This is a genomic window from Shinella sp. WSC3-e (assembly GCF_945994535.1).
Taxonomy (GTDB): Bacteria; Pseudomonadota; Alphaproteobacteria; order Rhizobiales; family Rhizobiaceae; genus Shinella; species Shinella yambaruensis.
This window is the reverse complement of sequence record NZ_OZ000540.1, coordinates 22,432-41,586: the sequence shown is the minus strand read 5'-3', so window position 1 is coordinate 41,586 and position 19,155 is coordinate 22,432. Positions and strand designations below refer to the sequence as shown.

At 60.5% G+C, this 19,155-nt stretch carries 19 protein-coding genes and 1 pseudogene; 11 read left to right on the top strand and 9 right to left on the bottom strand.

What is annotated here, in order from left to right; all coding sequences use genetic code 11:
* Window positions 1–10 precede the first annotated feature (10 nt).
* From AABF56_RS37720 to AABF56_RS37700, 5 genes are all read left to right on the top strand, one after another.
* Window positions 11–433 (top strand): DUF4964 domain-containing protein, encoded by a 423-nt coding sequence (locus AABF56_RS37720; protein WP_272792137.1) that lies wholly within the window; start codon window positions 11–13, stop codon window positions 431–433.
* Window positions 324–1,049, top strand: a complete 726-nt coding sequence (locus AABF56_RS37715; RefSeq protein ID WP_272792201.1) for an IS6 family transposase — start codon at window positions 324–326, stop codon at window positions 1,047–1,049. Before AABF56_RS37720 ends, AABF56_RS37715 begins: the two co-directional genes overlap by 110 nt.
* 156 nt (window positions 1,050–1,205) lie before the next feature.
* Complete coding sequence (locus AABF56_RS37710; RefSeq protein WP_272792259.1) at window positions 1,206–2,036, top strand: sulfite exporter TauE/SafE family protein; 831 nt, start codon at window positions 1,206–1,208, stop codon at window positions 2,034–2,036.
* A 59-nt stretch (window positions 2,037–2,095) separates the two neighbouring features.
* A complete protein-coding gene (locus AABF56_RS37705; RefSeq protein ID WP_272792260.1) occupies window positions 2,096–3,031 on the top strand; it encodes a LysR family transcriptional regulator in 936 nt (311 codons plus the stop codon).
* 12 nt (window positions 3,032–3,043) lie between these two features.
* Window positions 3,044–4,462 carry an amidase gene (locus AABF56_RS37700; protein ID WP_272792261.1) on the top strand — a complete coding sequence of 473 codons (1,419 nt, stop codon included), beginning with the start codon at window positions 3,044–3,046 and terminating at the stop codon, window positions 4,460–4,462.
* A gap of 229 nt (window positions 4,463–4,691) precedes the next feature.
* On the opposite strand, the gene AABF56_RS37695 is transcribed toward AABF56_RS37700, so the two are convergent.
* Both AABF56_RS37695 and traA read right to left on the bottom strand, forming a co-directional pair.
* Window positions 4,692–5,387, bottom strand: coding sequence for a DUF6118 family protein (locus tag AABF56_RS37695; protein WP_272792262.1), 696 nt, complete (start codon window positions 5,385–5,387; stop codon window positions 4,692–4,694).
* Window positions 5,388–5,409: 22 nt separating this feature from the next.
* Window positions 5,410–8,742, bottom strand: coding sequence for a Ti-type conjugative transfer relaxase TraA (traA, locus tag AABF56_RS37690; protein WP_272792263.1), 3,333 nt, complete (start codon window positions 8,740–8,742; stop codon window positions 5,410–5,412).
* Between the two features lie 258 nt (window positions 8,743–9,000).
* On the opposite strand from traA, the gene AABF56_RS37685 reads away from it, so the two are divergent.
* On the top strand, window positions 9,001–9,297 hold the full coding sequence (locus tag AABF56_RS37685; protein ID WP_272792264.1) for a mobilization protein: 297 nt from the start codon (window positions 9,001–9,003) through the stop codon (window positions 9,295–9,297).
* Between the two features lie 35 nt (window positions 9,298–9,332).
* Complete coding sequence (locus AABF56_RS37680; RefSeq protein ID WP_272792265.1) at window positions 9,333–10,982, top strand: type IV secretory system conjugative DNA transfer family protein; 1,650 nt, start codon at window positions 9,333–9,335, stop codon at window positions 10,980–10,982.
* Between the two features lie 137 nt (window positions 10,983–11,119).
* Here AABF56_RS37680 and AABF56_RS37675 read toward each other — a convergent pair whose 3' ends face one another.
* The 7 genes from AABF56_RS37675 to AABF56_RS37645 all read right to left on the bottom strand — a co-directional run bounded on the left by AABF56_RS37675 (window position 11,120) and on the right by AABF56_RS37645 (window position 15,935).
* Window positions 11,120–11,437 carry a helix-turn-helix domain-containing protein gene (locus tag AABF56_RS37675; protein ID WP_272792266.1) on the bottom strand — a complete coding sequence of 106 codons (318 nt, stop codon included), beginning with the start codon at window positions 11,435–11,437 and terminating at the stop codon, window positions 11,120–11,122.
* Window positions 11,421–11,804, bottom strand: coding sequence for a type II toxin-antitoxin system RelE/ParE family toxin (locus AABF56_RS37670; RefSeq protein WP_272792267.1), 384 nt, complete (start codon window positions 11,802–11,804; stop codon window positions 11,421–11,423). Before AABF56_RS37670 ends, AABF56_RS37675 begins: the two co-directional genes overlap by 17 nt.
* 52 nt (window positions 11,805–11,856) lie before the next feature.
* The gene (locus AABF56_RS37665; RefSeq protein WP_272792268.1) at window positions 11,857–12,186 is read right to left on the bottom strand and encodes a stability/partitioning determinant; all 330 of its coding nucleotides are present in this window, start codon (window positions 12,184–12,186) and stop codon (window positions 11,857–11,859) included.
* Window positions 12,183–12,854 carry a ParA family protein gene (locus AABF56_RS37660; protein ID WP_272792269.1) on the bottom strand — a complete coding sequence of 224 codons (672 nt, stop codon included), beginning with the start codon at window positions 12,852–12,854 and terminating at the stop codon, window positions 12,183–12,185. The genes AABF56_RS37665 and AABF56_RS37660 overlap by 4 nt, the downstream gene beginning before the upstream one ends.
* 281 nt (window positions 12,855–13,135) lie before the next feature.
* Window positions 13,136–13,846: a helix-turn-helix domain-containing protein gene (locus AABF56_RS37655; protein ID WP_272792270.1), complete on the bottom strand. Its 711-nt coding sequence runs from the start codon at window positions 13,844–13,846 to the stop codon at window positions 13,136–13,138.
* Between the two features lie 196 nt (window positions 13,847–14,042).
* Window positions 14,043–14,180, bottom strand: coding sequence for a ribbon-helix-helix protein, CopG family (locus tag AABF56_RS37650; RefSeq protein WP_272809707.1), 138 nt, complete (start codon window positions 14,178–14,180; stop codon window positions 14,043–14,045).
* A gap of 366 nt (window positions 14,181–14,546) precedes the next feature.
* Window positions 14,547–15,935, bottom strand: a complete 1,389-nt coding sequence (locus AABF56_RS37645; protein WP_272792272.1) for a hypothetical protein — start codon at window positions 15,933–15,935, stop codon at window positions 14,547–14,549.
* A gap of 280 nt (window positions 15,936–16,215) precedes the next feature.
* Between AABF56_RS37645 and tnpB the strand changes: the two are divergent.
* From tnpB to phnE, 4 genes and pseudogenes are all read left to right on the top strand, one after another.
* Window positions 16,216–16,398: pseudogene (gene tnpB, locus AABF56_RS37640) on the top strand (IS66 family insertion sequence element accessory protein TnpB); the annotation flags it as partial.
* Window positions 16,399–16,618: 220 nt separating this feature from the next.
* Window positions 16,619–17,428, top strand: a complete 810-nt coding sequence (phnC, locus tag AABF56_RS37635; protein ID WP_006473175.1) for a phosphonate ABC transporter ATP-binding protein — start codon at window positions 16,619–16,621, stop codon at window positions 17,426–17,428.
* The gene (phnD, locus tag AABF56_RS37630) at window positions 17,425–18,273 is read left to right on the top strand and encodes a phosphate/phosphite/phosphonate ABC transporter substrate-binding protein (RefSeq protein ID WP_046802286.1); all 849 of its coding nucleotides are present in this window, start codon (window positions 17,425–17,427) and stop codon (window positions 18,271–18,273) included. Before phnC ends, phnD begins: the two co-directional genes overlap by 4 nt.
* 70 nt (window positions 18,274–18,343) lie before the next feature.
* Window positions 18,344–19,150 carry a phosphonate ABC transporter, permease protein PhnE gene (gene phnE, locus AABF56_RS37625; protein WP_006473411.1) on the top strand — a complete coding sequence of 269 codons (807 nt, stop codon included), beginning with the start codon at window positions 18,344–18,346 and terminating at the stop codon, window positions 19,148–19,150.
* The last annotated feature ends 5 nt before the right edge of the window (window positions 19,151–19,155 follow it).

Here is a 19,155-nt window from a genome sequence, read left to right as displayed (position 1 = left end):
GATTCCAAAAATGACCGATCCCCGTTCGGGCCGTGCGCCGGCCACGCCACTCATCGTCCACGACCCCTTCATGAGCGTCTGGTCGCATACCGATGAGCTGACCCAATCCTGGCCGACGCACTGGACCGGCAAGAACCAATCGATGGCGGGCATGGCCCATATCGACGGCAAGAGCTATCGCTTCATGGGGCTGGTGACCCGCACCGGCATGGAGGGCCTGTCGCAAATTTTCTTGGTTAACGGCCTGTTGACCACCAGCGGAGAAATTGCCGCTCCCAATGTAGCGGAGCGTAGCCATGATTCTGAATGCCATTGCCGACAAGCTGAAGCGCCAATCAAAGGACGACTTCAAAGGTCGGCATTTCGAGGCATGGCTCATCATGCAGGCGGTGGCCTGGTATCTGCGCTATCCGCTCAGCTATCGAGACCTTGAGGAGATGTTTCGGGAACGTGGTTTCGAGGTCGATCACAGCACTGTCAACCGCTGGGTTTTGGCTTATGCGCCGATGATCGAGAAGCGGCTTCGCCAGTTCCGACGCCCGCATTGTGGTTCGATCCGGATCGACGAAACGTACGTGAAGATCCGCGGCAAGTGGCGCTATCTGTACCGGGCGATCGATAAGCATGGAAACCCGATGGATTTCCTGCTGGCGGCCAGGCGCGACCTGGATGCTGCAAAGAGGTTCTTCCGCAAAATGCTCAAAGACGAGCCCCTGTTATCGCCTAAGAAGATCGGCACGGATGGAGCGAATACCTTCCCATCCGCGATTAAAGCATCGGTAGATGATGGTCTGCTTCAGCCCAACCCCGTGCACTACGTCACAAAGCATCTCCAACAACGCATCGAGAGTGACCATTTTCGGGTTAAGAAGAACATGCCCAAGATCGGCGGCTTCCAATCCTTCAAAACGGCGCGTCGGACAATCGCAGGCTTCGAAGCCATGCTCTGGCTGAAGAAGGGCTTCGGCTTTTCCGGCGTGTGGACCGTAAATGATCAGAACGATCTGCTCGCGCACCTCTTCGGACTACAAAAGGTTAACAAAGCATGAAAACGAGGACGCTCAGTGGATAATTGCGCGCTCCGAAAATGTTTGCGACAAGCCCGGTAATACCCTAACTTCTGAACGGACCGATCAGTGGGGCACGCGCGATCCTCGACTGCGTGCCCCCGATTTTTGGTCGATGAACCAGCTGCTAGGCGCGGAATGCTGCCGGACTGTTCCCTCTTCGATGGTGACGCGGTGGTCGACGCGCTCATTCGGTCCACCCGCTTCAGGGCGAAGCAAGTTAAAAGAATCATTTTGGTTCGAAAGGCAAATGCAGTGAGTGGTAACCTTCTCGTTCTGTCGGGGCTGGTAATATTTATTGCTGCATTCGTCCAAGGCGCAACAGGGCTCGGGTTTGCATTGATTGCGGCTCCAGTTATCGGGTTGATTAACCCGCAATTACTCCCTGTTCTGATTCTCGTTTTGATGATTCCATTGAACCTATTTGTGGCATGGCGGGAGCGCCGCGCCGTCGATGTTAAGGGCGCGGCGTGGATCATGGCAGGACGTGTGGCAGGCACAGCAGGCGGGTTGTGGCTGCTTCTTGCCATCCCTCTTAACAGCCTCAACCTCCTTGTCGGGGTATCTACGATCCTCGCTGCATCAGCCTCTCTGATTGTCTCACCGTTCAAACCGGGCAGCCGAGCGTTGATCGCGGTTGGTGCCATCACGGGAGTGACCGAGACGGCCACAGGAATTGGCGGACCGCCACTGGCCCTGGCCTACCAACATCGACCTGCACCGGTACTACGCTCAACGATTGCGACATGTTTTCTGCTGGGGGAGATTCTCTCTCTCGTCGTGCTTGCGGCTTCAGGTCAAATCGATGGCGAGCAAATCCGAATCGCTTTGCTCCTTCTTCCTGTCCTGGGCCTTGGTGTGCTGCTGAGCAGCCTTGTTCACCACAGGATCGATGGTCCCCTCGTTCGAACTCTCGTTCTCGCCTTCGCATTGCTTTCGGGTATCGTCGTCACAATCCGAGGCTGGTAATGACACCGATTTCCTCCGGAATGTGACTAGATGGTCTGAACAGTCGCTGGAATGGTTCCATGGAGCGCCGACAACTGGAATACTTCGTTGCAGTCGCAGAGCACGGCGGATTTGGGCGTGCGTCGGCAGCACTGAACGTGACCCAGTCGGCAATTTCGCAAGCCATCGGGCAGTTAGAGAGAGAACTCCGTACCAAGCTGTTTCTGCGCACCGGCCGTCATGCGAATCTTACCGCAGCGGGCCACGCCGCCCTAACACCGGCGCGGCAAGCGCTAAGGGATCTCGGCACAATTCGTGCGGTTGTTGCAGATGTGATGGGCCTGGCAGGCGGGCGACTGGACATAGCGACTTTTCCCCCGCTCGCCGAATGGCCGGTCGGCGCGGTTGTTGGTGCATTCCGGAAGAAACATCCCGCCGTAACGATACACATCAAAGGTCCCACTTGGGCGCGCATACCGGAAGTCGCTGAAATGGTCCGGGATGGTCGGTGCGAGCTAGGGTTCACTGACGATAGCGAACTTGCGCATGGCCTGATCGCACATCCTCTTGCGCACCAAGATTATGTCGGGGTTCTGCCACCCGAAACGCCTATCGCAGACAATGGCGTGATTTCACTTGAGGACGTCGTGGCACATGGCCTGATCGTGGGGCCGTGGTGGGAAACATCGCCTCCATACTTGGAGCTTCGGGCGAACTATCCGGATCTGATGCAGAATGCAATCGCTGTTCGAATTGAATACCGGGAAGCATACGTTCCACTCGTCGTCTCCGGCGCGGGGGCTGCAATTCTACCGAGATTTGTCGGGGAGCTCGCTTCTGCAGCGGGCGCTACGGTAGCGGAATTGGCCCGCCCGATTTGGCTCAAAACTCTTCTGGTTCAGCGGCCCGGAGACATGGCGCCCGCAGCGCGAGAGTTCCGCGATGTTACCTTGCAGCTCTATGGCGGAGTAGAAGCGCCGGCCGATACTCCTGCAAGCCAATCACTTCCAACATGACGGGATAGCAAGATGACGTGTATCGACGAGATTACGACGAAGCCTGCACAGGTATTAGCCGGGTTGATTCGCGAGCGCGAGCTCTCATGCCTGGAAGTTACATCCGCTTTCTTGAAAAGGATCGATGATATCAATCCAAAGATAAATGCATTTTGCACCGTCCTACACGAAGCGGCGCTCGCTGCGGCGGCGCAAGCCGATCAAGCCTTCAGAAGCGGGTCTCCGATCGGACCGCTCCACGGCCTGCCGGTAGCGCTCAAGGATTTGACACCGACTAAGGGAGTTCGAACCACCCGCGGCTCACGTCTTTTCGAAAACGCCGTGCCAACTGAGGACGTTGAACTCGTCAGGAGGCTCAAGAAAGCCGGAGCCATTCTCATTGGCAAAACAAATACTCCGGAGTTTGGGCATAAAGGCGAGACCGATAATCTCATTTTCGGCCCGACTCGCAACCCGTGGCGTCTTGATCGGACTCCTGGCGGATCGAGTGGCGGCTCAGCAGCTGCTGTAGCTGCGGGATTGGTCCCGTTTGCAGAGGGTAGCGATGGCGCGGGATCGATCCGAATCCCGGCGAGTATGTGCGGAATCTTCGGCTTCAAACCAAGCTACGGGCGAGTGCCCGATGTCGCCGGTCCGTTCTCCAGCCACACTCCATTTTTCCACAATGGTCCCCTGGCGCGAAGCGTGGGCGATGCCGCGTTACTGTATCAGGCGATGGTCGGAGCCGACAGCTCCGATCCGTTTTCCGTCCCAGCCGACCAGGATGCGCTGATATCTCTTGACCACGGTGTTGCCGGCCTGCGAGTGGCATTCAGCATGAATTTGGGATATTTTGAGGTGTCCGATGAGGTGAAGCTAGCCTGTACGCGGGCCACAGAGGCGTTTTCGGCGCTAGGTTGCGTCGTTGACGAGGTGGAGGTGGGCTTCGACGGTGACTTAGAGGCGGCTTTCTTCACCCTGTGGTGCGCAAAGTTGGCGACGGTCTATTCCGGCATTACGGACCGCGAATTCTCGATGCTGGAGCCGGTGGTTCAGGGCCTGATCGAACGAGGCAGAGAATTGAGCGCCGTCGAGTTTGGCCGGGCAAATCTCGTCCGCGAAGTCGTTTGGGGCAGGCTGTGCTCTATTTTTGAGAAGTATGATGTGTTGATCTGCCCAACAACAGCGGTTCCCGCCTTTTCTATAGAGAATGGGCCACCCGGTACGATCAACGGCGCGTCGATTAATCGCCTTCTGGGCTGGTTCCTGACTTATCCCTTCAACTTCACAGGAAATCCCGCCGCATCCGTTCCGTGTGGATTTTCTCATGACGGCCTCCCGATCGGGATGCAGATTATCGGAAGGCGTCTCGATGACGGCTTGGTTTTGCGCGCTTCCCGCACGTTCGAGCGTCTATCTCCTTGGCCCAAACTAGCAAATCCAAGCTCTTAACGATCGTGCCCGTTAGGTGAGGTATAGCTCAGGCCAATGGCTGGCCGGCCATGCTTCTACTAAAATGATAGAGCGCGGCCGGCGTTCGCAGCGGCCCGGAATCCAAGCCTCGAAGTGTCGCAAAAGTCTGTCGCACAAATTTGACTTTTGCCCCTGACTTTTGCGACGGAATTTCCCCTGAGAAATCAGCGCCCGTGATTTTGTCGCGAATGCTAGGATTTTTGCGACGTTACGGCGCCGGCACTGAAACCTCACATGTCTGCGCCGTTCCTGTCTGCCGCGCCGCATCCCGGCAAGCCCGGATCGCCTCGGCGTTCTCCTGTAGTAGGGTGGATGTGTAAACCAGGTTGCGGGCGCCCTCGGGGTCGGCGGCATACATGAGGTCGCTGCCGGCCGTCCAGCGATCGGCGTTACCGGTGGCGAGCGCGGCGAGATAGCCGCCGCCTGGCGCGAGGGCGGCGACCAGCGGGAACAGCACCAGGCCGGCGACGAGCGACGCGACGGCTGTCCAGGCGAGCGCCCGGCGCTGCTGACGCCGATCGCGCACCGTGCCGATCATCCGGGCGAGTTGGTGACGCTCGCGCTCCGTCTCGCGCGCTTCACGGTCGAAGGCCTGAACGGCATTGCGCAGAAGTTCGGCCCCGGCCGACGCGACGGCGCGGCCGTGCTGTTCGGGCGTGAGTTTCAGGGCGGGGTGCTCTTCATAGGATGCAAGGCGTTCCTCGACCTCACCGATCCGCTCGGAGATGACGCCGAGGGTCGGCGCGTAATCGGGCGGGCGGGCGGATTCGAGCTGGTCGAACAGGGCTTCGATCGCCCGCCGCTGCACGTTGATTTCGGCGCGAAGATCATCGAAAGCGCGTGCCGCCTCGTCCTGCTCCTCGTCGCCGTGCCGGTCCTGCCCGTGCTGCGTTTCTTCCGCCATGCCTTCTCCTGACCGCCCTGCCCTATCGTTCCATTTCGATGCCGCGGCTGAGGCGAAGCCCCTGCGACAGCTTCTGCTCAAGCATCTGGGCCGCCTGCCGCTCCTGCAACGCCTGGCCAAGCGTGCTGTCCCGGCCGATGCCGAGTTTTTCGGCCTGCGATTTCATGGCGGCCTCGGCTTGCGGGTCGCGGCCGATCGTATGCGCCACCTTTTTCATCTGGCCTTCCACCTGCTTACGCTCGGCGTCGTGCTGCCAACCTGAAAGCGCCTTGTGCTGTGTTTCGAGCTCGGTCCAGCGCTGAACCAGGCGCTCGGCCCGCACGTTCGGATCGGCTCGCAAACCTTCCTCGCGCTCAATACCGGCGACGAGCTGCGCTGTGCGCTCCCGGCCCGAAAATTCCGCCATCGCGCGGCCCATCTCCGGATCGTGCCGGAAGGCCGAACGCATGGTGCTGACCGCGCCAAGCCGTTCCTGGTCGAGCGCGGCGCCGGCCTTCTGTAAATCGAGCTTCTGGTGTTCGAGGATGGGAAGGTCTTTCGCTGCCATGCGTTCGGCCGCGTGAAGCGCCTGGGCGTAGCGGTCGACCGCAACCGCAAACCCGTCCTGCATCCTCGATCGCAACGGTTCTGCCGTCTCCCTCCCCTTCCCGGCTGGCAATGACACGCCGGCAAAGCGGTCCGGCCCCTGGCGCTGCTGGTTCCCCTGCTCCGGGCCGCGCGAAAGCCGAAGGCCGGCGAACTTGGCCACCCGTTTCGGCGACTCCTGGCGGTCGCCGGGGAGATCCTCGGCCTTGTTTTCGACACCGGCCCATCCCACCTTCCCGCCGCTCGCGGTTTCGTGAGTTTGGTCCCGGCTCTGCTTCCCAAGCCCCCCGCCCAAGCGGGTCGGGACCGTTTCAATCACATGCGACGAAACCTCCCGTTGCCGTGCCTGCTGTCTGGCCTGCGGAATCTCGATCTCGCTGCGAATGCCAAGCTCTTCGGCGAGGCCGCGCCGTTCGGCGTAGGCTTTAGCGTAATCGAGCGTGGTTTCCTTGAGACCGGCCCGGCTGAACGTGGCCGACAACGCCTTTTCGTCCTTGAACTCGTCACGGCCGGCATGGAGCTGAACGCTGTCGCGGTGCCGCGTCATCGCCACATAAGTCAGATGCCGGTCCATCGTGCCGGACGCCAGCACAAACGCCCGATCGACGGTCGACCCTTGAGTTTTGTGGATCGTCGTCGCATAGCCATGATCGAAGGCGGCATAATCCCGCGTCGATATGGAAACGCTCCGGATTTCTCCTCCCCCTGGCCCTCCCCTCGATCCGTCCAGCTCGGCCGTGAGCCGACCCGTTTCCACATGACTGACGGTGCCGAGCATGCCGTTCTTAACGCCAAGCTCGCGATCGTTCTGCAAAAACACGATGCGGTCGCCGGCGGCGAATTCTCTCTTCCCGGCATTGGTCTGGAAACTGATCTCGCCGGCGGCTTCACCCTTGGCCAACTGCCCGCGTTCCTGGCGCGCGGATCGAATGTCGGCGTTGAGAGCCCGGACATCGACACGCCGGTGCGCCATCGCCACCCGGCTCGCTTGAGGCCGCTGCTCGAGATCGGCCATGTAATCGCGCACGATGTCGGCTCGAGCGTTTTCCCGGGTGTCGGCAAACCGGATAGCTCCCCGCTCCGCATAGGCGGCAAGCCCCTCGGCCGTGCGGTGCCTGGCGAACGAAACCGACGCCTCTCGGCTCCAGTCCTCGCGCTGCCGGCGCACATCTTGCAATTCGGCAAAGCCTATTTGCTCGGCGATCGCCCGGAACGGCGCGCCGGCGCCGATCGCCTGAAGCTGCTCATGATCGCCGACCAGGACCAGTTTCGCACCGGATCGCTCGGCCTCGCCGACGAAGCGGGCGAGCTGACGCGATCCGACCATGCCGGCCTCGTCGATGACGAACACGTCGCCGCGGCCGATCTCACCCTTGCCTGCCTGCCAGCCATATTCCCATGACGCCAGCGTTCGGGACGCAATGCCGCTCGATTCCTCCAACCCCTCGGCCGCCTTGCCGGCGAGCGCCGCACCATGGACGCGATACCCCTGGCGCTCCCATGCTTCCCGCGCGGCTGCGAGCATCGTGCTCTTGCCGGCCCCTGCAAGCCCGACAACGGCAGCGATGCGCTCCGGGCCGGTGATGTGCCCGATCGCCTCCCGCTGCTCGCTGCTGAGCCCCGCAGCGCCGATCTCACCGCGCTCGACCTGGCCGGCGGTGCTGGCGAACACACCCGCCCGGATCGCCGAATCCTGACGGTCGAGCGCCTGGCCGACATGCGCGCGGTCCACACCATAGCCGTAAGACTGCGACAGCCGCTCCGCCGCTCCCGCCATGCGGCCCTCGATCTCGACCATCTCGCGGGTCGAATAGCGCGCCAGTTCCGCTCCTTCCGGCCCGTCCATCTTTTCCGGCTGCAACTCGACCAGCGCCGGCGACGCCATGACGGATGCAAAGGCATTTCTGAAAGCGTCCGGATCGTCGATATAGCGATGCAGCGCCCGCGCCACGTCGTGCCGGTCGAACACGCTCTTCTCGTTCGTGATGAGCGAAAGAACCTGCTCCGGCTTTTTCCGGATCAGCTCGGCGTTGCGTGTCGCCGCCTCAGCATCCAACCTCGTTCTGGATACGGCCAGGCCCCGCCTGTCCATCTGCGAGGCATGAACGCCCATATGCTCGGTTGGCTCGATCTCAAGGCCCCGCTCGGCGTGAGAACGATGGTCGATACGCGCCTCGATGCCGGCCCGCGCCAGATGCTCGTTCGCATGATGCTCCCAGGACTGCCGGATTTCCCGAAGCTGCATCATTGAAGTCGGCTGACCGTCCGAAAGCAACCGCGCGTTCTTCAATTCGATCGCCGTCTTGTCGCCAAGCCCGTCGGCCTCGACCCGCCGCGTCGTCATCATCACATGCGCATGATGATTGCGAATGTCCCCTGCCCCGTGCGGCTCATGGATGGCGAAATCCACCGCCGTCCCGTAGCGATCGGCCAGGCCCTGGGCAAAGTCCCGCGTTAGCGCAACCCGCTGCTCGGCCGACAGTTCATGCGGCAAGGCAACCTCGAACTCGCGGGCGACACGGGCGTCTTTTCGAACCTCCGCCTTCTCCGCCGCGTTCCACAAAGCCGCCCGATCGCGCGCCCATTCGGCATCTGAGCCCGTAGGCAAAACAATCTCGGAATGCTCGACGCCCTCCTTGCGGGTGAAGTCATGCACCAGGCCGTCGCGCTCGTTCAATATCTTCGTCGCGGTTCTGTAAGCAGCCGCCGCGACCGCGCTTCTTCCCGAAGCCCGTGCGATCGGCTTCATGCTGCAATGATAGATCGCCAAATTGCGCGTTCCCGAAAACGAATCGCAGGCTATCAAGCACTGACTTGCGCAGCAAGTCGTAAGTGCGCCCTTAAAACTTCCTTCGCTTCGCTCTTTTCGTTATGGTGTAGCGCGCTGTAACAGCGCTGGCGGATCACATGTAGACTGTCGAATTCGACATTTGATATTGCGGAAATGGTGGATTGATGACCTGGAACGGTTGGCCTGCTGGACAGGTCTCGCTAGAACGTCGGCGACAAAAGCAGGAGACGAATGCCTATGGCCCGGAAATCAATCGAGGAACGGCTGGCGCAACTGGATGCGCAGCGAAAGACGCTACAGGCCAGGCTCTCCAAACAGGAACGCGTCAGGGACACGCGCCGCAAGATCCTGCTCGGCGCGCTCGTGCTGCACCGCCTCGAATCCGATCGTGACGAGGAATTCTCAAAGCGCCTCGGCGACTGGTTGCGCCGCGAGCTGCCAGGCTTTCTCACCCGCGATGCCGACAAGGAGTTGTTCGACGATCTGCTTGCCGCGCCTACCGGCACTCCGAGGACCGACGGAGCTGCATCGTGAACCAGGCAACCTTTGCATGGGCAGCATTCAAGAACATGATGCGCCAAACCGCCCGTGATCCCGTGTGGGCGATTGCCGCGCTGATCGCCGCTCCCTTTCGGGCCGGCCCCTACGTCCTGAAACTCGGCTTCTTCTTTCTGATCGTCGCCATCGCCCTGTTCTTAGGCGCGAGATACCTTCTGGACGCGATCGGCCTGCAGCCGGGCGACCTGCTTTGGATCGCCGCCGATGTGGTGATAACCGCCTTTCTCGTTGTCCTCGCCTTCCGGTTTCTGACCAATCCCATGATCGAGCATTTCGGCGGCATGGACGGCGACACGCATGGCACCGCCCGCTTCGCCACCAAGGCGGAAATCGCTCCCCTCACCCGCCAGGAATCCGGCCTGCTCGTCGGCCGCGACGGAAAGACCGGAAAGCTGCTGCGCTATGATGGTCCCGCGCACCTGATGACGATGGCGCCGACGCGCACCGGAAAAGGCGTCGGCACGATCATCCCGAATCTGCTCACCGCCGATCGCTCCATCATCTGCATCGATCCCAAGGGCGAGAACGCCAGGATCGCTGGCCGCGCGCGAGGAAACTTCGGGCCGGTCTATGTCCTCGATCCCTTTGGCGTAACCGGCAAACCATCGGCCGCCTACAATCCCCTCGATGCGCTCGATCCCGCCGGCCTCGATTTTGCAGAGGATGTAAATACCCTTGCCGACGCCCTGGTCCATGATGAGCCAGGCGCTGTCGGCGAGGCGCACTGGAATGAGGAAGCCAAGGCGCTGATCGCCGGGATGATCCTCCATATCGTCGCCCACGAGCCCAAGGACAGGCGAACGCTCGCCACCCTGCGCGAATGCCTCACCCTTGCCCCCGAAACCTTCACTGCGCTCCTGAAGGAAATGCAGCGGTCAGCCGCGGCCGGTGGCCTGATCGCCCGCGCCGCGAACCGTCATCTCGGCAAATCTGACCGGGAAGCCGCCGGCGTGCTGTCGGCCGCGCAGCGCCACACCCATTTCCTCGACAGTCCGCGCATGACCGCGGTTCTCGGCCGGTCGGATTTCGCCTTCGGATATCTCAAGCGCCATACCGCGACCGTCTTCCTGGTTCTGCCGCCCGATCGCCTCGGGAGCTATTCGAGATGGCTGCGCCTGCTCGTCACGCAAAGCCTCACCGACATGGCCAGGACCGCCGCAACCTCCCCCGCCCGGCCGGCCGACGCGTCGACCAGGCCGGTCCTCTATCTGCTCGATGAGTTCGCAGCCCTCGGTCATCTTGCGCCGGTCGAGCGCGCCATGGGCCTCATGGCCGGCTACGGCGTCCAGCTCTGGCCGATCCTGCAGGACGTCCACCAGCTTCGCGCCACCTACGGGCAGCGCGCCGGCACCTTCCTCTCCAACGCCGGCGTCCTCCAGGTCTTCGGCGTCAACGATCATGAAAGCGCCCGCCTCGTCTCCGATCTGCTCGGCCAGGAGACCGTCGTGTTCAAGCCCATGAGCCGCGCGCTCGATTCCGAAAAGTCCGGCCTCACCTTCGGCGAACAGCATGTCGGCCGGCCGCTGCTCACGCCCGATGAGGTCCGCAACCTCCCCCAGCATACCGAACTGCTCTTCATCGCCGGGCAACGCCCGATCGTCGCCGGCAAGCTGCAATATTACGCCGATCCTGAATTCCGCGGCATATTTGACCAGGGATGAGGGCAAACGGACCCGGCGCTAATAGCGCCGGGTCCTTCCTGAGAACGGCCCTCCGGCAACCTACGGCGCGATTCGAAAGCGCGGTCGCCTCCGGGCCGATCGCGGCTTCCGCCGGCGGCTGACCAACATGCAGAACCTTAAGCGATGGCTTGAAGTCCCTTTTTCTGCACCACCGTAAGCAACCGCAACGCCGGGCCTCCCGGCTTCTTCACGCCGCGCTCCCAATCCGACACCAGACCCTTACTCACATTGAGGTAGCGGGCAAAAACAGGTTGAGACAGACGCTCACGCTCCCGAATGGCGCGGATTTCCTCCGGCGCGAGCGTTTCAACAGCCGTAAGGCACGCCTCGTCAAACTCTCGCATTGTCTGTTTGTCGATAGCGCCGCTCTGATGGAAGCCTTCCATCATCTCGTGGATAGCCGCCATCGCCTCGCTTTTATAACCCTTGGCCATTGCAATTCACCTCTATCAGTCGGCCGGCTATTACTTCGGCGTGCATCTGCGCATCGGTAAAACTTAGCACCAGCTTCGCCGCCTTCTTGAAGGCCGCTTCTTCGTCATCTTCGAGATTCGCTATGTCACTCTTGGCAAACCCGAAGGCAAAAACGGCCCTTGTCTGCGTTCGGAAGAAAATCAACGTCCGAAAGCCGCCAGACTTTCCAGCGCCAGGCCGTGCGACCCGCTGCTTAATGAGACCGGCTCCTAAATCGGCATCTATAAGGCCACGTTCAGCGCGTTCTACTGCTTCACACAGCATGGCGTCGGAGATATTCTCCTTACGGGCAAACTTTTGAAACCTGCTGCCTTTGAAAACCCTCACGCGATTTCCTCATCCGCCTATATATGGCACTTAGCGTTACACTTCAAGGTATTCACCCCTCATCGTCTCTAAGAGCCGCCATTGCCCGCTCGATCGTCTCGGCAAGCGTGATCTCATGGCGGTCGGCATAGGCGTAGATCGCTTCGAGGGTATCGGCGCGCAGCCGTGTCGCAAACTGCTCTGTGCGGCCTGTCTTGCGCCGCGTGCGGCGCGCCGGCCGGCCGGGAGATGATGGAAACAGATCCGAGGCTTTCGGGGTTTCGCGAAATCCCGCCGCGCGTGTGGCGGCCTTGACCGCATTCGGATCGACGGGCGGGACCAGCGGCGTTTCCAGCTCATCGCCAAAGTCGAGCGTGGCGCGCTTCTTTTCGTCGCCGGTCATGCGTCCCCTCCCCTGGTGGCATTGATGACGGCTTGCGCGTATTCGCGCGCGTTTTCCTTGGCGGTTACCAGTCCAGACACATCGGACGTTTCTAGCTCGTGCAGCGTGCCTCCCAGGGAAAAAAGAGTTCGATAGGCCGCGCGGTCGATCAAAGTGGCCGGCAACACCGGAACCGCAGCGCCGGAAAACTGCCGTTCTATGTCGCGTGCCGTGCGCTCGCGGATCGCCGGCGGCACGCGCGTAAAGAACACGCGATAAGAGATTACCCGGTTCGCCACCTTCCACATTTGGCGGACCAACTTGACCGACTTCGCGGCCTCGGCCGCGTCCAGAACCGAGCTTTGCAGCGGAATCAGGACCAAATCCGAGCGCGCGACGGCAAAACCGATGCGATCCGTTGCCGTGCCTTCAAGATCGACAATCACAAAATCCGCGTCTGCGCGGGCGTCCTCGATCGTGTCGATGATGGTTTCGGCCGAGTCATCGACTATGATGCGTAGGGTTTCGGGCAGCGGCCGAAGCCTTGACCAGGCTTCAAGCGGCCTGTTGGGGTCCGCGTCGATCAACGCAACCTTGCGCCCGGCTGCCGCGAACTCACCGGCAAGCACAACGGCGGAAGTCGTTTTTCCGACCCCGCCTTTGCTCGAAACAAACGATATGACGGCCATTTGCCCTCCAGTCATCTGATAGCTAGCAGCATGTTAGCAGCAGTTGATTTATAAGCTGTTAATTCGCGACTAGCAATCAGCTTATAAAATGCTAACAGCTAGTAATCCGCTATCACATTTATGCACTACCCTTGCCGCAGCTTCTTCGAAAGCCCATTCGACATTGCCGCGAGTCCTGTCGCTGGCGGTTATTTTTGATGGTTCCGCATCCCGGCCCGCCCTATAAGCGGGCCGGAACCGCCGCAGGGCTGCGTAAGCAGCCCGGACAGCGGCGTCCGTTTCTATTTTTCCCTTATAGGAATAGAACCAAGTTGGGATTCAGTCCGCTTGGCGGACTCACGTTCTTTCACCATCTTTCCTAGCCTCGCGAGGCTTTGAGCAAGGGGGCTATCGCCCAGCACGAAGAGCGGCAGCTCATCGGGCGGCAGGCTGTCCTGGTGCGCCTTCAGCGCGTCCTGACGGGCTTCCAGGGCGTCGCTGTGGTCATCGGGAAGGGGAGGGGCCTCGGCGCGGCGACCGAGAAGCCGCAAAGCCCGCGCCGGCAATGACAGGCGGTAGGCGTTGCTGGTCTGCTGCACCTGGGGGCCGCGGCCCTCGTTGCCGGTCGGCACATAGCGGCGCAGCCAGTCGAGGAAGCCGTGGGCGCGAAGGTTCTTCAAGGCATTGACGATCGCGTCACGCGAGCGCCTGAGATAGCGTTTGAGGGTTTCAATCGACGGATCGAGCCGGCCGGTGCGAAAATTCACCAGATTGCCCATGAGCTCGAGTATCTCGATCGCCACCGAGCCGAGCGGACCATTGCGCGATCCGGGTTGACGTAGCGCCAGCTCGTAGCGCCGCGCCGCCAAAAGGATCTTGCGGACCTCCTGACGATCGGTGCGGCGCCAGAATACGCCCTCGCAGCGTCCCGCTGCACGGCTATGCCTTCGGACGGGCGTGCGCTCCCGTCCGGCCGGCGCTCCCGTGAGCACCGTCCCTATCTGTTCAAACATGGTCCTTCGTCCTCTCCGTCCTGGGAGGGCATGACACTGTGGACGGCGGACAAAGCTTCGCCGGTCCCTGCAAGAATCACTCTTGCGGGGCGGGGTCTGCTCGGCTAAATTGGGGGAGAGTTAGGGAGCCCTCCAATCTAGCCGGTTCCGAAATCCAAAAGCGCCAGACCGCTGCTAACGGTCGGGCGCTTTTCTTTTATGCCCTCTGCTTCTGCTCGAAATAAAACCTCAATGCTTCCTCGATGATCGCCGCGCGTGCTGACGCGCCGCGTTCTTCCTTGGTCTGATCGACAAGAGCAACCAGGTCCCCCGGAAGGTCGGTCGTCACCAGCACCCGGCCAGCCGCGCGCCGTCGCTCTCTATGAGCGATAAGTCTCTCGCGGGCTGTGGCAGGGTCCAAGCGACTCATGTGTTGCATGCAACGCTAAAATCGCTGATTCTGCAATGCCTTGGTTCAAGTCGTTGAAAACATGAAGTATCGCTTCCGCCGCCGACACTGGCCGGGTGCAAATCAGGCACGAATCGCGCCCGACTCAATCTCGGCCAGGGGTGGGAGGGGAGCACGAGGGGCGGGGCTATGGGGCACCCCTCGTCTGACCCGGTCGGGTCGATCCCGGCCCGGGTCAGCCCCCGCGCCAATAGAAAACGCCCGAAGCGGTGCGCTCCGGGCGTTTTCTGTTGTGCAAGGAAGTCTTGCTGCTTACTCGGCCGCGATCTGCATGGTGTCGGTCGTGCTGTCATTATCGGCATCATTATTCCGGTCCTCGGCCGGAGCGGCATCATCATCATCGGGCAACGTGAGCGGGGAGGGGAGCCAACCCTTGCCGTCCAGTTCCCTTGTCGCCTGCGCTACCGCCTCGGCCTTTGGGGCGCGCTCGATCGCCCTGGCTGCATCCTCGGAGCAACCGGCCTCGCGCATGATGCTGGCGATCGTCGATTTGGAAAGGTGGGCGAGGAATTCCGCATCCGGCGTCCACCACGCGCGCATGTCGAGAGCAACGGTTCTTGCGATCTGATCGGCCTGTTCGATGCGGCTGCGGCTGGCGTCATATCGGGCGGACACCGCATTGAGGTTCGCCGCCGTGACCACCGCCAGAAGCTCGGTCAAGACATCGGTCGGCTGTTCGATGAGCCATTCCCAAAGGTCGGCTGGGTCGCCGGGAAGACGATGGCCCCATCCGCCCACGATCTCTTTCCAGCCGGCAAGCGCTCGGCAGGCTTCCGGCTCCTTGATGCAGGGGTCCAGCGCCTTGCGCTCGCCCCTGATCTCGACGGCCGAATCCATGCGCAGATACTGGTAGCCGTCATGGAAACAGCGCAGCACCAGCGGATGCAGCATGGCGGCAAGCGCGATCTCCGGACGGTTCGCCAGTTCGACGCGAAGTGCTGCCGTGCGGACTGCCGTCAGTTCCTCGATGAGCGTGGCGGAGTATCCGGACGGCTCGGCGGGCTCGGCCGCATCGGGCAGGGCAGGGGCCTCGCCAGCATCGTCCCCATTCCGAGCACCATCACGCAGCCGGTCCAGCGCCTTGCGGTCCTCCGGCTTCACAAGCCCGCGCGTCACCTGAAGGGAACCGTCATAGGCGACTGCGACAAGGCAACCGGCAAGGGCCTGTTCTTCCGGCCGAAAACTTTCCGTCGCGTCCCTGATCGCCTCGATGCGCTGTTCGATTTCGGCAAGCCGCGCCTCGTCGGCCGCGATTTCAGGATCGCCCTCGGCATAGGCCTCGATCCGAGCGGCCAGCTCGTCAAAAGCCTCGGCAAGAGCGGACGATTCGGCCTGCTCCTCGTCGGTATGGTCGCGGCGCTCCGGGTAAATCCGGCCATATCCGGCGCTGTGGATGCTGCCGCCGTCGATGCTGATCTCCGCCCATTTCCAGCCCTGCGGCGAAAATTCTTCCGCGACCGTTTCCAGTTTTTCGCCCACCAGCCTCAACAACAATGGCCGATCGGTGAAGAATGTCGCGTCGTCCTCCGCGAACAGATCGCGCAGCACGTTGCCGCCTGCGGCCTCATAGGCGTCCACGCCGACAAAGCGGGCCAGACGGTCATTGCTGCGGACATGCTCGCTGGTCAGCGCCGCGCGCAAATTACTAGGTGTAGCGGCTTGCCAACATAAGCGCCTCTGCTCGCAAACATCGGCATTTTCTGCTCGAATTATCTGACAATGGAGCGGGCGTCGTGCTCACGCTCTTTGCCAATGTGCTCGCAAACATCCGGGTCTGCTTGCAAACATCCGCCACGTGCTCAGATTAATTGCCAGCGACGGCATGGTCAAACCGGGACGCCTGCCTGTCGTAGTTGCTCGGTCAGCTGACGGGAATATTCGGGATCAAGGGTGCCCGCCAGGAAGGCGCGGATATACGGACATGCGCTGTGGCTTTCCCTCCTTGGCGCTTCGGGTGCAGGAGGTTCTGCAGCATGATCCGTTGTCAGGGCATCTCTTCGTCTTCAGGGGCCGCAGATCGGATATTTTGAAGATCATCTGGCATGATGGTCTGGGCGCCTGCCTTTTTACCCGGCGGCTGGAGAAGGGCCGGTTTATCTGGCCGAATATGGGATAGCATCCGTCAAGGTGGTGTAGAATTGGGACCGGGCCGTCATGATCAGGCGGCTCTGGGTGAAATTTCTCCATCGCAGCTACGCGAGGAGGTAGAGCTGAGTTTAAGTGCTGTCATTGAAGTTTCACGAGCCTGATAAACGGACGTCATATGTCGCCCATAGTGATGCAAATATTCAATCGATGCACCACTAACGATCAGGATTATTGTGATGCTGGCTCTGAACGGAGTTGCCGTGACCTATGCCAACGGCACCCAAGCTTTGAAGACAACGACATTGACGTTCAACCAGGGTCAGTTCGTCGTGCTCCTCGGTAGATCCGGCGCAGGCAAATCTACCCTCATCCGGACACTCAACGGCTTGGTTGCGCCGACGTCTGGTTCGATCACTTCTAACGATATTGGTGCTCTGGATGCGGAAACTAAGCTTCGCATTCACCGAAGGCGAACTGGGATGATATTCCAGCAGCACCAACTCATAGGGCGCTTGAGCGCGCTCGACAACGTCATGACGGGCCGCCTGGGCTACCACTCTGGCTGGCGTACGTTGTTCCCTATGCCGCGTTCGGATCGAAGGCTGGGGTTGGAATGCCTTGAACGCGTAGGCCTTCTTGATAAGGCTCTCGTCAGGGCGGATCAACTATCCGGCGGTCAGCAGCAACGGGTGGGCATTGCGCGCGCGCTGGTCCAGAAGCCCCAACTGGTCCTTGCAGATGAGCCCGTTGCAAGTCTGGACCCTGAAACGGCTGTCGAGGTCCTGTCGCAGCTTCGCGAAATATGCACAGCCGACGGCATCACTGCTGTGATCAGCCTTCATCAGATCGATCTAGCTCGCCGGTTCGGCGACCGGGTCATTGCTATGCGCGACGGGGAAGTGGTTGCGGACGCCGCTGTCGACGAACTGACCGATCAAATGTGTGCGTCGATCTACCGCAGCGCCCCAAGAAATCCGACCACAACACAAGATTTGTCCAACTACGAGTATGATCAACCTTTAGCTGCCATGGAGGCCGCATTATGAAGAAGCTTCTGTCCCTCGCATTCCTCGCCGTTCTTGGCTGGAGTTCGTTGGCGCATGCTGGCTCAAATCCAGAGACATTGCGCGTCGCGTTGCTACCGGACGAGAACGCCGCCACTGTCATCAAAAACAATCGTCCTCTCGAGGAGTATCTTGAGAAGACACTCGGTCGGGAGATTGAACTGATCGTAACGACCGACTACTCGTCAATGATCGAAGCGATGCGTTTCGGCCGGCTTGAGTTGGCTTATTTCGGGCCGCTCTCTTACACGCTCGCGAAAACCAAGGCTGATATCGAGCCTTTCGCAGCAGTTATGAAGGATGGCGAAACTACCTATCGCGCTGTAGTTGTCGCCAATGCAGAGGCTGGCATCGAAAGCCTTGAAGATGCAAAAGGGAAAAAGGTCGCGTTTGGGGACGTGGCTTCCACCTCAAGCCACCTTATCCCGAAATCTATGCTGCTTAAGGCCGGAGTTGAGGCTGGAAAAGACTATAGCGAGAACTTCGTAGGGTCGCATGATGCCGTGGCTATTGCAGTGCAGAATGGCAATGCTCAGATTGGCGGACTTTCGTTGCCCATCTACAATTCAATGGTCGCTCGTGGCACCATTGATCCTAAGAAAGTTATCGCCCTCGCCGAGTCCGATCCGTTCCCGCAGTACCCCTGGACCATGCGGTCGGATCTTGACACTTCGTTGAAAGAGGCGATCACCAAAGCCTTCATCGACCTTAAAGACGAAAAGGTATTGGCATCCTTCAAAGCCGATGGGTTCGCTCCGATCGATGACAAAGCCTACGACGTCGTCCGTGAGCTCGGTAAAGTGCTGAACTTGGACCTGAGTCAGTAAGGCGCGTTCGAGACAGTTTCTCACCTTTCGACGCAGGCGCTGGCCTGCGTCCTTTCTTCCAGGATATGTGATGACACAGCCGTCGGCCGACTACGACTCTATCCTTCAACATCAAAACAAAGCTTGGACCAGAGCTGGCGTGATCGCGTTGGCAATTGCGTGTGTGATCATTGTTAGCAGTTATCACTCCGGTCTTCTTGATCTGGAGCGTCTGGGATCTGGGTTTCCTGCGCTCTGGCAGCTCGGTACGGAAATGTTTCCCCCGGATTTCAACCGAGGCTTGGAGTGGATCAGCCCTCTCATCGACACTCTGGCGATGAGTATAGCTGGGACTGCGATCGCGGTACTGATATCACTTCCAGTTGGCTTTTTCGCCTCAGGGAAAACAGCACCCAACGCTGTCATCTATATGATCTCGCGTGGATTGTTGAATGGTCTACGGTCGATCCCGGAGCTGATTATGGGCATCGTCTTCGTGGCGGCAGTGGGATTTGGAGCGCTCCCAGGCGTGCTGGCTCTTGGTCTTCACTCGGTTGGCATGGTGGGCAAGTTCTTTGCGGAGGCGATCGAGCATTGCGATAATGCGCCTATAGAAGCCGCACGCGCAGCTGGTGCGTCGCCGTTCCAGATCGTGACGCGGGCGATCTTGCCACAAGTTCTACCGCAATTGGCCGATGTGACCATCTATCGGTGGGAGTACAACTTCCGCGCCTCGACAATCCTGGGCACTGTGGGAGCTGGTGGTATCGGTTTCGAGTTGATGACATCCCTCCGGATCATGAATTATCAGGAGGTTCTTGCGATCATGCTCGTTGTCCTTCTGATGGTCACCATCGTTGACCAGGTCGGCGCTCTCCTCCGCCGCCAGCTGCAATAGAAGGA